This is a genomic window from Reichenbachiella sp. (assembly GCF_039969095.1).
Classification (GTDB): domain Bacteria; phylum Bacteroidota; class Bacteroidia; order Cytophagales; family Cyclobacteriaceae; genus Reichenbachiella.
The window spans coordinates 25,943-40,587 of record NZ_JBDVOL010000013.1 but is presented as its reverse complement, the minus strand read 5'-3'; the positions used below and the strand labels follow the sequence as shown (position 1 = coordinate 40,587).

Below are 14,645 nucleotides of genomic sequence, written 5' to 3'. Positions count from 1 at the left end.
GATGCTGTACTATTTATTTGAGTATTTAGATCAACAATTTAACCTCGCTGGGGCAAGTGTATTTCAGTACATCTCATTCCGTGCAGGTGTTGGTATTGTGCTATCGCTTCTGATCACTATTTTCTTTGGTAAGCGATTTATTGGCATGCTTCAAAAGCAGCAAATGGGAGAGTCCATTCGGGATTTGGGTCTTGAGGGGCAGATGGAAAAGAAAGGCACACCTACTATGGGTGGAATCATCATTATTAGTGCGATTGTGATCCCAACTTTATTGGTCGCCAAATTGGATAATATATATGTCATCTTGTTGTTGGTGACAACGATTTGGATGGGAATGATTGGTTTTTTAGATGACTATCTAAAAATCAAAAAGAAAAACAAGGAAGGCCTATCTGGCAAATTTAAAATCATCGGTCAAGTAGTGATCGGATTGATAGTGGGCGTGACTATGGTTGTTCATCAAGACATTGTGGTGCGAGATTTTAGTCAATCTGATCAGCGTATTGAAACTGCTGTAGTAGAATCTCAGGATTACCAAGATGTAAAAAGCACCATCACCACGATTCCTTTCGTCAAAAACAATGAATTCAATTACAAGTGGTTACTGCCTGACTTCATGGAAGATTATACAAACATCTTGTATGTTTTGGCTGTCATCTTCATAGTCACCTCGGTATCCAATGGCGCCAATATTACAGACGGATTGGACGGGCTGGCGGCAGGCACTTCAGCTATTATCGGGATTACACTAGCCATACTGGCTTATGTATCGGGTAACCTCATTTTCGCAGAATATCTCAATATTATGTACATCCCTGGTTCTGGTGAACTAGTGATTTTTTGTACCGCATTTGTTGGTGCATGTATTGGGTTTCTTTGGTACAACTCATACCCAGCGCAAGTATTCATGGGAGATACAGGAAGCCTCTCTATTGGTGGTGTGATTGCAGTTTTAGCCTTGGTGGTTAGAAAAGAATTATTGATTCCTGTTTTATGCGGAATCTTCGTAATTGAAAACTTATCAGTGATCATTCAGGTGAGTTATTTCAAATACACAAAAAAGAAATATGGAGAAGGAAGAAGAATATTCTTGATGTCTCCTTTGCACCATCATTATCAGAAAAAAGGCGTGCATGAAACTAAGATTGTCACTCGATTCTGGACCACAGGGATTCTGTTGGCTATTCTCACACTAGTGACATTGAAACTGAGATAATTGAAAACGAATAAAAACCATAGCGTAGCAATTTTAGGTAGCGGCGAAAGCGGCATGGGAGCCTTGCGTCTAGCTACCAAGCATGGTTTGAGTGCTTTTGTTTCAGATTCAAAAACAATCCCTGTCCACAAGCAAAGGCTGATTGAGTCTATGGGGGCTCGATTTGAAGAAGGCATTCATACCCTTGATGAATTGCTTAAATATGATGAGATCATCAAAAGCCCTGGCATTCCAGAAACGGCTGCAGTTATAGTCGAGCTGAGAAAAGCGGGTAAGTCCGTCATTTCTGAAATTGAATTTGCAAGCAGATATACGAAGGCTAAGATCATTGGGATCACAGGGTCTAATGGAAAGACTACCACTACATTATTGACCACTCATATTCTCAAAACGGCTGGATTAAATGTGGAGAGCGCAGGAAATGTGGGTAACAGCTTTTCTGATTTGCTAGTAGATAAAAACCCAGATGTGATTGTGCTGGAGTTAAGCAGTTTTCAATTGGATGGAGTAGTTGACTTCAATCCAGACCTTGCTGTGATTTTAAATATTACACCAGACCATTTGGATCGATACAATCATGATATGGAATTGTATGCAGATGCTAAATGGCGACTGGTTCAAAATATGAAAAAAGGTGCCCACTTCATTTTCAATGCTGATGATGAAATGATAACCAAGAGGGTGAATCAGAGTGATTTATCCTGCGATAAAATTCAAATTACCACTAGATCAAAAACCAGTAATGGAGCATATTTCCTCGAAGGCTATTTGATTTTCGATTGTGAAAAACTAATTCAAATTGTGCCTATCGAGGACTTACCGCTCTTGGGTCGACACAATCAATACAACCAAATGGCAGCAATACTTTCTGCCATTCAATTAGATGTAGCATTTGGTGATATCATGAAAGGGCTATCTACTTTCAAAAATGCGCCACATCGGATGGAATTGGTTGGTTATGTTCAGGACATCCCTTACATCAACGACTCCAAGGCGACCAATGTGGATGCGGTGTATTACGCACTTGATGCCATGACACGACCAGTGGTTTGGATCGCAGGAGGCGTGAATAAAGGCAATGATTATTCGCAGATCAAAACTTTGGTAAAAAATAAGGTGAACACGCTGATCTGCTTGGGCACGGACAATGCGCACTTGACAGATGAGTTTAGAAATGATGTAAATATCCTCATTGAGGTGAAAAGTGCAGAAGAAGCGATAGCTCATGCCAACGAACTGGCACAACCTGGGGAGGTGGTTTTACTTTCTCCTGCATGTGCAAGCTTCGATCTGTTCAACAACTATGAACACCGAGGAGACTTGTTCAGAGAGGAAGTTTTGAAACTAAAAAAAAATAAAGAAGCAGTAAAAGCATGATCAGAGATTGGACACATAGAAACTTGCATGGAGATCCGGTGATTTGGTTCATCGTGATTGCCTTGTCTGCTCTCAGTATATTGGTGGTTTACAGTGCTACGGGAACTTTAGCCTATAACCAAATGGAAGGTAATACAGAACATTACTTGTTCAAGCATACCTCTTTGGTGCTACTAAGTTGGGTGGCGATGTGGGTGGCTCATAAGATTGATTACAGATACTACGCCAAACTGTCAAAACTCGCACTTTACGTATCTGTGCCTTTACTTTTTATTACCTGGAAATTTGGAGTGAACATCAACGAAGCTTCACGATGGATCACTGTCCCGTTTATTAATCAGGCTTTTCAGCCTTCTGATTTAGCCAATTTTGCGCTGATTGTCACGCTAGCTTCTATGCTAGCCAAGCGCCAAGAAAACATTGATAATATCAAAGAATCTCTGATTCCGATGTTGTTGTGGATTGGATTGATCTGTGGATTGATCGCCATGACTAACCTTTCGAGTGCCGCTTTGATTTTTGTCACCTGCATGGTTGTTATGTTTATTGGACGTGTGCCTGTCAAATATTTAGCCATGCTGGTTTTGGTAGGGTGCATTGCGGGAGCGTCAGCTTTGGCGATAGGTCAGCGAGCTGGTACCGCAATAAGTAGAATTGAGTCCTTCTTATCTGAAGATGACATTCCTTTTCAAGCGGAGCAATCATTCATTGCTATTGCCAATGGCGGAACAATTCGATTTGCACCCGGAAAAAGCCAACAAAAGAATTTTTTACCTCACCCTTATTCAGATTTCATCTATGCCATCATTATTGAAGAGTATGGATTGGTTGGAGGTGTGACCGTTCTTTTTTTATATCTCGCCTTGCTCTATAGAGGAACTAGGGTCGTGGCGACTAGTGAACGAACTTATGGTGGTTTACTTTCAGCAGGGTTAAGTTTCGCGCTAGTCATGCAAGCCATGGTCAACATGGCCGTTGCAGTAGGTTTGGTGCCCATCACAGGGTTGACTTTACCACTAGTAAGTATGGGGGGAACTTCTCAGCTTTTCGTAGGAGTAGCTATTGGAATTATTCTAAGTGTGAGTAGAGGAGAAATAGAAGAGTTAGGAACATCAAGTTCTAATGAATATAGGAAAGATTCAGAAGCAGCATACGCATAAATGAAGGAGCAAAAGATATATCGAATAATGATTAGTGGCGGTGGAACCGGAGGGCATATCTATCCGGCTATTGCTATTGCTAATGCGCTTAAGGATATACAAAACGAAGTGGAGTTATTGTTCGTAGGAGCGAAAGGTCGAATGGAGATGGAAAAAGTGCCTGAAGCTGGATTCGAAATTGTTGGGTTATGGATCAGTGGATTGCAGCGAAGTCTTACTTTAAGCAATTTGTCATTTCCTTTCAAAGTGCTCTCCAGTGTTTGGAAATCATTTGCCTTACTAAGAAAATTCAAACCAGACGTAGTAGTAGGAGTAGGAGGTTATGCTAGCGGGCCATTACTTTTTGCGGCCAATAAAAAAGGGATTCCAACTTTAATTCAAGAACAAAACTCTTATCCAGGTATTACCAATAAATTATTGGCTGGCAAAGCCAATAAGATTTGTGTGGCTTATCCAGGAATGGATCGGTTTTTTGAAGAGAAAAAAATCATTGAAACTGGCAATCCTGTCAGGACAGATATTATGAATGCTGATCAAGTGCGACTCGAAGGTTTGTCGCAATTTGGATTTAGAAGTGACAAAAAAACTGTTTTGATCATTGGCGGAAGCTTAGGTGCACGTACCATCAATAATACGCTGGCAGATGGAGTCGAGCGACTACTGAGTGAGGATATACAGGTGCTATGGCAAACAGGCAAATTCTATTTCGATGAAATGAAAGAAAGAACTGCTCACATTGATTCTGAAAAGTTGAGAGTGGTTCCATTTATTAAGGAAATGGATCGAGCTTACGGCGCAGCTGATGTTGTGATCTCTAGAGCAGGAGCTTTATCGATTTCAGAACTTTGCTTAGTAGGAAAACCAGTGTTATTCGTGCCATCACCAAATGTATCCGAAGATCACCAAACCAAAAATGCATTGGCGTTGGTGAGTAGAGAAGCCGCAGAAATGATTCACGATGAAGATGCAGGAGAGCATTTGATCGAAGAAACCTTGAAACTACTCGGCAACGATCAGCAACAAAAAATTCTCAGTGCCAACATCAAAGAAATGGCCAAACCCAATGCCGCTAAAGATATTGCTCACGAAATAGTAACCATGATCGAATGAAATTAGAGCATATACATAGCGTCTATTTTATAGGGATCGGAGGGATCGGTATGAGTGCATTGGCTCGTTGGTTTCATGCCAATGGATTTGTAGTGACTGGTTATGACAAAACTTCGACTGTCCTTACAGAAAAATTGATCGAAGAGGGCATTGCTATTCATTTCGAAGATAACATCCAACTCATTCCCGAAAAGGTGAAAAATGAAGCAGAAGGGGCTTTAATTATATATACACCTGCTGTTCCCAAAGAATTGGGAGAATACCAATTCTTTATTGAAAATGGCTATGAGTTGTTCAAAAGATCTCAGGTGCTCGGTTTGTTGACTGAGTCTAAATATACGATTGCGGTAGCCGGTACTCATGGCAAAACCACAACATCATCTATGATTGCCCACTTGCTAAAATCTGCAGGAGTAGATTGCTCGGCATTTGTAGGAGGTATCATGACCAACTACGATTCTAATTTATTGATTGGGATCAATAACGATGTGATGGTCGTAGAAGCTGACGAATTTGATCGTTCGTTTTTGACTCTTCATCCTGATGTTGCCATCATTACAGCGACAGACGCAGATCATCTGGATATTTATGGTTCAAAAGACTCATTGAAGGACTCTTTTAACGCCTTCATTAAAAACATTAAAGCCAATGGAAAGCTATTTATTGAGGAAAAGGTAGCACACGAATTGGAACTCAATCCCAATGGAAACATTGGGGTTGAAACTTATGGATTGAATGGTGGAAATGTCACAGTCGACCATTTAAAAATTACTGATGCAAAATTCACTTTTGACTACAAAAGCGAGGAACGCAACATTACTGGCTTTGAATTAGCCATGCCGGGTTACCACAATGTTTCAAATGCATTGGCTGCTTTGGCGTCAGTGAGTGAATCGGTTGGTAGTGATGGCGTTTTAGTCGATGGACTCAACTCCTACAGAGGGGTGAAAAGAAGATTCGAATACATCATCAAGACGGATGGTCTGGTATTTATCGATGATTATGCGCATCATCCTGAAGAGATCAAAGCCTTATTGGAATCTGTTCGGGCGCTCTATCCAAATAAGAAAATCACAACGATTTTTCAACCACACTTATTTACTCGTACCAAAGACTTTGTAGATGGTTTTGCAGAAAGTTTATCAATGGCGGATGAAGTGATTTTATTGGATATCTATCCTGCTAGAGAATTGCCGATAGAAGGAGTCACTTCAGAGATTATCAAGGAAAAAATGACTTTGGAAAATGTAGTGCGATATGTCAAAGACGATGTATTGGCATACTTCGAAAGTAATACACCTGAGGTTTTGTTGACTGTTGGCGCAGGAAATATTGACACTTTGGTATCACCCATTAAACACCTATTGGAGAAGAAATGAAATGGCTGATTCACATATGGAAGACGTTTAAGATTGGCTTGGTGCTATTTGGCTTGGCGATTATTATTGGTTTTACCAATTCTCGTCAAAACGATCGCTATATCAATGATGTGCACATTTTGATTGACAATCAATTCGAGAATTATTTCATCAATCAAGAGGATGTGTTGAGCCTGATTAATGATAGGGGCAAGGACTACTTATTAAGTAGTGACTTTGGCAGTCTCAATCTGAAGGAATTAGAGAATCGAATCGAATCACATCAGTTTGTAAACGATGCGCAGGCCTATATCGACTTAGAAGGAAACATGTCGATAGAAGTCATACAAAATAGACCTCTTGCCAGAGTCGTAGTGTCAAATGGACCAGATTATTATATCGGGGTTAATGGTGATATACTGCCTGAATCGGAGCATTACACGGCACGTGTGGTTTTGATGCACTTAGCCAATGACAACTGGATCAATGAAGGAAATATCAAAAATTCTCAACAAGGTCTGGAAACTTTCGAATTGATCAAGTTTATCAGCCAGGATGAATTCTGGAGTGCACAAATCGCTGCCATCAGAATTGAAAAAAATCAAGAAGTGGTCCTAGAACCGCAAGTAACCAAACAAGAAATCATCTTCGGTAAACCTGAAGACATCGAAAAAAAATTTAGAAAACTAATGACCTTCTATAAGCAAATCCTGCCTTACAAAGGCTGGAATACTTATGCATCGGTCAACCTCAAATTCAAGAATCAAATCGTCTGTAAATGATAAATGGTATGGAAACAAATGAAATCATTGTAGGTCTCGACATCGGTACAACAAAGATATGTGCGATCGTTGGGCGTAAAAACGAGTTCGGAAAACTCGAAGTACTAGGTATGGGTAAGGCAGTGTCCGATGGAGTCATCCGCGGTATTGTAACTAATATCGACAAAACTATAAATGCGATTAAAAAAGCAGTGACTGAAGCTGAAGAGCAAGCAGGTATTGACATTCGAGTAGTGAATGTGGGTATCGCTGGTCAGCATATCAAGAGCTCTGTGCATCATGGATCTATCATCAGACATTCGTCTGACGATGAGATTACCATTGAAGATGTAAACAGGTTGACTAACGATATGTACAAGATCGTGATCCCACCAGGGAGCGAAATTATTCACGTGATGCCGCAAGACTACATCGTTGATTACGAAGAAGGAATCAAGGATCCAGTCGGCATGTCAGGTGTCCGTTTGGAAGCTGACTTTCATGTGATCACTGCACAAACCAATGCCATTCAAAACATCAATAAATGTGTGAGAAGAGCAGGATTGGAGATTGACAATCTGATTCTGGAGCCATTGGCTTCGAGCTTGTCGGTATTGAGCGACGAAGAGAAAGAAGCTGGTGTATGCTTAGTGGACATCGGGGGCGGTACTACAGACATCGCAATTTTCCACGAAAACATCATCCGTCACACCTCTGTGATACCATTCGGAGGTAATATCATCACTTCAGACATCAAAGATGGCTGCAATGTGCTGAATCATCAGGCGGAAATATTGAAGACCAAATTTGGACAGGCTTTAGCCGAAATGGCCAATGAAAATGAGGTGGTCTCAATCCCAGGATTGAAAAACCGTGATCCAAAAGAGATTTCTGTGAAGAATTTGGCAAGAGTGATCGAAGCCAGAATGGAAGAGATCATCGAAATGGTCCACACCAAAATTATCACCAGTGGCTATGAAAACAGACTGGCAGGCGGTATTGTAATCACAGGTGGTGGTTCGCAGTTGGTATCTATCAAGCAGTTGTTTGAATATATGACTGGTCTAGATGCTCGTGTCGGTTTCCCTAACGAACATTTAGGCAAGAGCAAAGTGGATGCGATCAAGAGTCCAATGTTTGCCACTTCAGTAGGATTGGTGCTTTGTGGTTTCAAAGCTTTGGATGACAGAGACAACAGATACTTCTTGGAGGATTCTGTGGTCAAAGAATATGACAAAAGGAAAAAACCTGCAGGAAGTTCTGATAACATCTTGAAGAAGATTTTGGAGAAAACCAAAGGGATATTAATAGACGATTTTGAAGACGGTTCAGCTCGATAATTAGGAACCTGATTCATTTGTCATTTCGAAGCTTTGCTGAGAAATCTCATTGAAATTTTAAAAAGACAATAAGATTTCTCCTCTTCGTCGAAATGACAAGTAAAAAAGAAAATAAATAAAACAGTAGGTAGTCGCTCGCGACTATTTCAAACAGATTAAACAAAACACATCATGACAGAAAGTAGTTTTAAATTTGATTTGCCTACACATCACAAATCGATCATCAAGGTGATCGGTGTAGGCGGTGGCGGTAGTAATGCCGTAAACCACATGTTTAACCAGGGTATTACCGGAGTAGAGTTCATAGTCTGCAATACGGATTCACAGGCCCTGAATACAAGTCCAATTCCCAACAAGCTCCAAATAGGAGTGAACTTGACGGAAGGACTTGGTGCTGGTGCTAATCCTGAGCAAGGAAAAAATGCGGCATTAGAAAATAAGGAAGAAATAAGAAACATGCTCAGCGAAGACACCAAAATGGTGTTTGTAACTGCTGGTATGGGTGGCGGTACAGGTACAGGTGCGGCTCCAGTCATTGCTCAAGTGGCTAAGGAGTTGGGAATTCTTACCGTAGGTATCGTTACTGTTCCTTTCAAGTTTGAAGGAAAAAAGAAAATGCGACAAGCCATGGAAGGCGTAGATGCATTAAAAGCCAATTGCGATACGGTATTGATGATTCTGAATGATAAACTGACCGAAGCTTTTGGGAGTTTGTCCGTGAATCAAGCTTTCGCTCAAGCGGATAATGTATTAACTACTGCGGCTAAAGGAATCGCAGAGATTATCACAGTTCCAGGTTATGTCAACGTGGATTTTGAAGATGTCAAGACTGTGATGAAGAATTCCGGTGGAGCGGTGATGGGATCTGCAGAGACTTCAGGAGATAGCAGAGCAAGAAGAGCAGCCGAAGAAGCAATTAATTCTCCTTTGTTGAATAACCAAAATATTGAAGGTGCCGAGAAGATTTTACTTTCAATAATTTCTGGTGATCAGGCAGAGCTTCAAATGGACGAATTGACTGAAATCACTGATTTTATGCAAGAACTAGCAGGAGATGATGCGGAAGTGATATTTGGTCATGGTGTCGATCCTGAATTAGGCGATAGCATTAGAGTGACAATAATAGCTACCGGTTTCGAAGCTGCAAATGACGATGATCTGCAGGTTAAAACCTCTCCGAAATCACAAGAACAAGAATCAGACAGAAAGGTCTTTGATTTAGATAAAGATGTGCAAACGAGTTTGTTTACTAGTGAGCCACAAGAAGTGAAGGAAGATACCTTTGAAGAAGATTTTCAATTAAAAATGAGATCTTTTTCATTCGAAAAACCAGAAAGAACTCCTGAGCCTGAGCCAAAAGCTGTAGAGGAAGAAGATCCTTTTGAAATAGAAATGAGGAAATTGTTTGAAGAGTCTCAAACTAAAAAAGTATCAGTAGATGAGCCATTGGAGGAATTGGATGGAATGGCACATCCTCCGTCGAAAAAAATCATGTTGATGGAGCAGTCCGAAGAAAGACGTCGTCGCTTAGATGGTATTAATAATGACGATGGCGTTGATGCCAATAGTTACAAAGAGAAATTCGATGTACCTGCCTATCAACGCAAAAAAGTGAATTTGAAAAACGTACCAGCTTCTTCTGAAAGCCTTGTGTCTAAATATAATTTGGATGACGAGAATCAGTTGGGCAACAATAAATTTTTACACGATAGACCGGACTAATTGAGACATTAGTAGTTAGTGTTTAGACGTTAGATTTTATCTAAATACTAAAGTCTAACTACTAAAATCTTAAAAGTTTATCTACCTGCTCTTCGAGCAGTGTGTGATACAATTCTGAAAGATTATTTTCTGTCAAATTTTCTTCTATGCGGGATAGCTTGGGCTTTTGAGCAAGCACATGCATCCCGCAATAGTTGAAAATATCTGTTAGGTGACTCAAGGCCAATCCAGCGCCTTGAACACCCGACGATATACCGACAAGTGCTGCTTTTTTGTCTCTGAAAGTATGCGGGTAAGCCAGTCCATCAATAAAAGCTTTCAATACACCAGGGAATGATCCATTATATTCTGGAACAATAAATACCATCTTTTCTGCCTCTATCATTTTCTTTCTGAAGGTATTAAACACCTTATTTTTCCCAGCTTGATCATACAAGGCAGTTTCAATAAAGTCAGCAGGCAATTCATCTAAATAGATGAGTTCTGTATTGACCCCTTTATCTTCCAATATCCCTTGATAGATATGCGCGAGTTTTTTTGAAACTGATTTTTTGCGATTGGTGCTGCTGATGATAGTGACCATATAAAATAGAAGACTAGATTTTTTAGTTGCAATTTAAGGATTTCATGAATCACAGAAAGGATGAAAACTATGCAATAAAAACAATCACTTTGGTTTTGCTCTTTTTTGAAATTGCTGATTCTTTTTTATAGTTAATAGTAAATAAATTTTATTATTATTGCGATTAATTCTCGCTATAGAGAATGTAAAAAGCTATGAAAAGGACGCCTAGCCTATCGGCGCTAACAGCGCTGACATTTCTATTGGTGCAAGCTAACTATGCACTATCGCAAGCCAATACCGAAGGTATTGGAATTGGAATCTCTCTTATTGACGAGCATGCAGCATTACATATCGAATCCCCTAATACAAACAAAGGGTTGCTGTTGCCTAGGTGGGGTGCAATAAGCACTGGCCATATAGCAGAGGATGAAAGGTTATTGGCATATTATTCAAACAAAAATCGATTTATTTTCTTCGGGAGATATGGTGGTTTGCAATGGATGTATGTAAATCCTTGGTTGACTAGCGATGTTCGTCTTGATGCAGCAACTTTTGCAACTACTCCAGGAAAAGTAGCAATTAATACAAATGCAACCCCAACTGAAAGTATGGAGGTGAATGGAAGCGTAAGTGCATACTATTCAATCGCAGATACAGATACATATGGAAATGTAATGGAAGGCTATGGAGTGCTGCCCGTTGGGGGTATTATTTTGTGGACAGGTGAAGAAGGCGATTGGCCACATAATTTTGTCCTATGTAATGGTCAGACAGCGCATAGTAGAACCACGCCAAATCTTACCGACCGATTTATTGTCGGTGGAAAAAACAATATTGGATCAAAAGGAGGAACTGATTCAAAAGCCACAACTTCAGTGCAATATGAATCTGGTGGATCTACTCAAAATAGAATTACAAGCACAGAAAATCGACCAGTATATTATCGAGCAGCATTTATTATGAGGGTCTACTAGATGAAGAATAAAATATTACCATATCAATGAGAATGAAATTAACTTCCCAAATTTTTTTATTGTTGACAATCATATGTATGTCACTTATCGGCCATGCACAAACTGAAGGTGTTGGAATTGGGACTGATGATGTCGATGCTCATGCTATCCTAGAAATCAAATCTACTGACAAGGGAGTGCTTATACCAAATGTGGAAAGTCCAAATGAAGTAGATGCCAGCCCAAGCGAATCTATGCTTATTTACAATGATAGAGATCATAGGTTTAGCTATTATGGAAAGTACAGTGGATCAACGTTTCGATGGATGGATCTTAATCCATGGTTGACAAGTGATGTTAGAATCACAGGTGCCGTGTATGCTACAATCCCCTATAAAATAGGTGTAAATATGAACAGAGAGCCTAATGCTGAATTAGAAGTTGTCGGTAAAATAAAAGCGACGGAATTTGATGGATTAGGTACTGTTCCTAAAGGAGGAATCATCATGTGGAATGGTAATTCAAGTACAATTCCTGATGGATATGCACTTTGTGATGGTGGAGGGGGTAGGCCTGACCTTAGAGGAAAGTTTATTTTAGGTGGTACAAATGCAGGCGCAACTGGAGGTGTGAATACTTCAGGAGTAACTTCAATTAGTTATAGGCATGTTGAGCAATACACTATTTCAGAACCTACTTGTTCAGCGCAACAGTATGACGGAATATATTTTCATTTAGTAGGGAAACGTGGATCAAATGATATGACTTGGGATGAATATGCACAGGGTAGTTGCTCACAAGCAGAGAATTTTGTGATTAGCGTAAAAGGTTGGACTTCTGTCACTAGTTGCACAGTAGTACCTATTCCAAATCCCAATTATTACAAAACAAAATCTGCCTGTAGAACTACAGGATATACGCAAAAGGATATAGTTACATCTACAGAAAATCGACCTGCCTATTATGTCTTAGCATATATAATGCGAGTTGATTGATAGAAAATATTGAGAATGAATGAAAAACCAACCTCACTTAAATGATAAAAAGATTACCTAACCAGCATGGCAAAAAGATTCTGATTGCATTGACCCTTCTCATGGTCCTGAGTTTAAAACTTCGGGCACAAGAGTCGCAGGTATTGGTAATCAATGACCCCGCTAACGCAGAGGAATCATATCAAGTATTAATCAAATGGTATACACCAGATTTTATTTATCCAGAAGGAGTCAATTTATATAGACGACTAGAAGGTGGGTTGCAATGGGAAAAACTAAATACCAATCCCATCAAGGTAAAAGACAGCATTAAACAAATATTTAAGCAGGCAGACCCAGATCTGGAATTTTTTGAGCAGTTGCTTCAGCGTCCTGAAGAAGCCAAAGAAGCAAGTCATCTTTTTATAAATATGATTATCAAATCTTTCCAAAGCTCGATTTTTGCTGATTATGCTGGAATATATTTTGAAGACAAGAGTGCTCGTTGGGGAAGTACTTATGAGTATCGTGTGAATAGGATATTAAAAGGCAAGGAAATCTTATTAAACATTTCGAATCCAATAAAAGTAGGGCAGTTTGAGCCTGACATTCCAGTAAAAGAAATAGAGGTATCTCAAAACAAAAAATCAATTGAATTGGATTGGCTTCCCGAGGAGAATCGGTTTTATGCGATTAACATTTATAAAACTGAAAAGGAAATCGATTCGACTTATAAAGTCAATAACAAACCTATGATGCTTACCCAAGTGATGGATAGTGGCAAATTGGTATATCCATCACCCAAGTTTATAGATGATAAACTTTCTGAAGGGCAAACCTATAGTTATGAAATAGCTGGTATTGGATTTTTCGGTGAAGAATTTGCTCGAACAGAACCTGTCGTTGTTCCATTTAGAGATACTACTCCACCAGCTCCACCCGAGGAGTTAAAAGTAGATGCAGATTCCATGAAAGTGCATTTGGAATGGCAAAGTTTAATTGATTCAGATGTAGTTGGTTTTCATGTGTTCAGAAGTGTGAAAAGTGATGGGCCTTTTGAGCGAGTCACGGATACACTTATTTCTCCACTGGAAGTGGAATATATGGATTTGCCGAGTATACCTGGTCCTTATTATTATTATGTGGCTTCCTTGGATCTTGCAGGTAATGAGGCTTCTTCGAGATTGGTCTTCGTAGAAGTTGCAGATGTGAAACCTCCTAACATTCCAAATCAACTCTCGATCAAGGTAGATTCAAGTGGTTTTAGATTGGATTGGGCCGCGAATGAGGAAGAAGATTTGTGGGGTTATATATTATTTAGGGCAGTAGAAGAAGGTGAGGAATATGTACCGCTCAATGTAGAACCTATCCAAGATAATTTCTTTAAACAAGAGTTGTCGAAAAATGTCAAAAGTACATTTTTCTATAAAATTTTAGCCATCGATACGGCCTATAACAAAAGTGAAGTGTCTGAGCCTGTATATGCACATCTTCCAGATGTAATGCCTCCTGAAAAACCAATGATTAGACAAGTTGAGCCAACAGAAAATTCGATTAGAGTGGAATGGATTCCTAATGTAGATCAAGACCTGATGGGTTATCATATGTATAGACAAGATTCCTCTATTTCTGAAGAGTTTAAAAAAATCAATCTAAATCTTATTGAACCTGGAGTGCATGGATTTACCGACAGACAGATAGTGACTAACCGCACTTACGCTTATTGCCTAACTGCTTTGGATTCTGTAAGTAACGAATCGGATTGTTCAAATATCGAATATGGCTATTTGTACAAGGAAAGGACACTTGAGGAAGTGGGTAAATTGAAATATAAGTACAATGCCAGAAAAAACAATATTTTGATCTGGTGGAATGAAGAACCTAGTCAGCACCTTGTTGGGTATGTGATGTTTAGTGGTGCAACAGAAACTGAGATGAGACCAGTAAGTGGATTACTTGTTGAATCCAATTTTACAGATACCTCGCCAGCTAATGCACCTACTGTTTTCTACAAAGTAAAAGCGGTAAGCAAAACAGGTTCTGTTGTTTATTCAGAATTGATGTCATGGAAAAACAGAAAGTATGAAGAGTAATCAAAATTATTTGATA

At 39.6% G+C, this 14,645-nt stretch carries 12 protein-coding genes; 11 read left to right on the top strand and 1 reads right to left on the bottom strand.

Translation table 11 applies throughout. The annotated features are described in order from the left end of the window. The first annotated feature begins 1 nt into the window (after position 1). The 8 genes from mraY (at position 2) to ftsZ (ending at position 10,044) form a co-directional block, all read left to right on the top strand. Positions 2-1,216, top strand: coding sequence for a phospho-N-acetylmuramoyl-pentapeptide-transferase (gene mraY / locus ABJH98_RS12620; protein WP_348308052.1), 1,215 nt, complete (start codon positions 2-4; stop codon positions 1,214-1,216). Continuing rightward, a complete protein-coding gene (gene murD / locus ABJH98_RS12615; RefSeq protein ID WP_348308051.1) occupies positions 1,217-2,593 on the top strand; it encodes a UDP-N-acetylmuramoyl-L-alanine--D-glutamate ligase in 1,377 nt (458 codons plus the stop codon). Then, a complete protein-coding gene (locus ABJH98_RS12610; RefSeq protein WP_348308050.1) occupies positions 2,590-3,753 on the top strand; it encodes an FtsW/RodA/SpoVE family cell cycle protein in 1,164 nt (387 codons plus the stop codon). The genes murD and ABJH98_RS12610 overlap by 4 nt, the downstream gene beginning before the upstream one ends. Next, positions 3,754-4,863: an undecaprenyldiphospho-muramoylpentapeptide beta-N-acetylglucosaminyltransferase gene (gene murG, locus ABJH98_RS12605; RefSeq protein WP_348308049.1), complete on the top strand. Its 1,110-nt coding sequence runs from the start codon at positions 3,754-3,756 to the stop codon at positions 4,861-4,863. It begins immediately after the preceding gene. Further along, on the top strand, positions 4,860-6,242 hold the full coding sequence (gene murC, locus ABJH98_RS12600) for a UDP-N-acetylmuramate--L-alanine ligase (RefSeq protein ID WP_348308048.1): 1,383 nt from the start codon (positions 4,860-4,862) through the stop codon (positions 6,240-6,242). The genes murG and murC overlap by 4 nt, the downstream gene beginning before the upstream one ends. After that, complete coding sequence (locus tag ABJH98_RS12595) at positions 6,239-7,003, top strand: cell division protein FtsQ (protein WP_348308047.1); 765 nt, start codon at positions 6,239-6,241, stop codon at positions 7,001-7,003. Before murC ends, ABJH98_RS12595 begins: the two co-directional genes overlap by 4 nt. An 8-nt stretch (positions 7,004-7,011) precedes the next feature. Further along, a complete protein-coding gene (gene ftsA / locus ABJH98_RS12590) occupies positions 7,012-8,322 on the top strand; it encodes a cell division protein FtsA (protein WP_348308046.1) in 1,311 nt (436 codons plus the stop codon). A gap of 171 nt (positions 8,323-8,493) precedes the next feature. Beyond that, positions 8,494-10,044 (top strand): cell division protein FtsZ, encoded by a 1,551-nt coding sequence (gene ftsZ, locus ABJH98_RS12585; protein WP_348308045.1) that lies wholly within the window; start codon positions 8,494-8,496, stop codon positions 10,042-10,044. Between the two features lie 61 nt (positions 10,045-10,105). On the opposite strand, the gene ABJH98_RS12580 is transcribed toward ftsZ, so the two are convergent. Next, a complete protein-coding gene (locus ABJH98_RS12580) occupies positions 10,106-10,627 on the bottom strand; it encodes an NAD(P)H-dependent oxidoreductase (RefSeq protein ID WP_348308044.1) in 522 nt (173 codons plus the stop codon). 194 nt (positions 10,628-10,821) lie between these two features. On the opposite strand from ABJH98_RS12580, the gene ABJH98_RS12575 reads away from it, so the two are divergent. From ABJH98_RS12575 to ABJH98_RS12565, 3 genes are all read left to right on the top strand, one after another. After that, positions 10,822-11,583: a hypothetical protein gene (locus ABJH98_RS12575; protein ID WP_348308043.1), complete on the top strand. Its 762-nt coding sequence runs from the start codon at positions 10,822-10,824 to the stop codon at positions 11,581-11,583. Between the two features lie 77 nt (positions 11,584-11,660). Next, on the top strand, positions 11,661-12,557 hold the full coding sequence (locus ABJH98_RS12570; RefSeq protein WP_348308042.1) for a hypothetical protein: 897 nt from the start codon (positions 11,661-11,663) through the stop codon (positions 12,555-12,557). Between the two features lie 41 nt (positions 12,558-12,598). Beyond that, positions 12,599-14,629, top strand: a complete 2,031-nt coding sequence (locus ABJH98_RS12565) for a hypothetical protein (protein WP_348308041.1) — start codon at positions 12,599-12,601, stop codon at positions 14,627-14,629. Positions 14,630-14,645 lie beyond the last annotated feature (16 nt).

What these genes read in the sequence shown, in the direction of transcription:
- ABJH98_RS12610 (WP_348308050.1), top strand. Translation starts at nt 2,590, where the DNA reads ATGATCAGAGATTGGACACATAGAAACTTGCATGGAGATCCGGTGATT.
- ABJH98_RS12565 (WP_348308041.1), top strand. Translation starts at nt 12,599, where the DNA reads ATGATAAAAAGATTACCTAACCAGCATGGCAAAAAGATTCTGATTGCA.
- ABJH98_RS12595 (WP_348308047.1), top strand. Translation starts at nt 6,239, where the DNA reads ATGAAATGGCTGATTCACATATGGAAGACGTTTAAGATTGGCTTGGTG.
- mraY (WP_348308052.1), top strand. Translation starts at nt 2, where the DNA reads ATGCTGTACTATTTATTTGAGTATTTAGATCAACAATTTAACCTCGCT.
- ABJH98_RS12580 (WP_348308044.1), bottom strand. Translation starts at nt 10,627, where the DNA reads ATGGTCACTATCATCAGCAGCACCAATCGCAAAAAATCAGTTTCAAAA.
- ABJH98_RS12575 (WP_348308043.1), top strand. Translation starts at nt 10,822, where the DNA reads ATGAAAAGGACGCCTAGCCTATCGGCGCTAACAGCGCTGACATTTCTA.
- murG (WP_348308049.1), top strand. Translation starts at nt 3,754, where the DNA reads ATGAAGGAGCAAAAGATATATCGAATAATGATTAGTGGCGGTGGAACC.
- ABJH98_RS12570 (WP_348308042.1), top strand. Translation starts at nt 11,661, where the DNA reads ATGTCACTTATCGGCCATGCACAAACTGAAGGTGTTGGAATTGGGACT.
- murC (WP_348308048.1), top strand. Translation starts at nt 4,860, where the DNA reads ATGAAATTAGAGCATATACATAGCGTCTATTTTATAGGGATCGGAGGG.
- ftsZ (WP_348308045.1), top strand. Translation starts at nt 8,494, where the DNA reads ATGACAGAAAGTAGTTTTAAATTTGATTTGCCTACACATCACAAATCG.
- ftsA (WP_348308046.1), top strand. Translation starts at nt 7,012, where the DNA reads ATGGAAACAAATGAAATCATTGTAGGTCTCGACATCGGTACAACAAAG.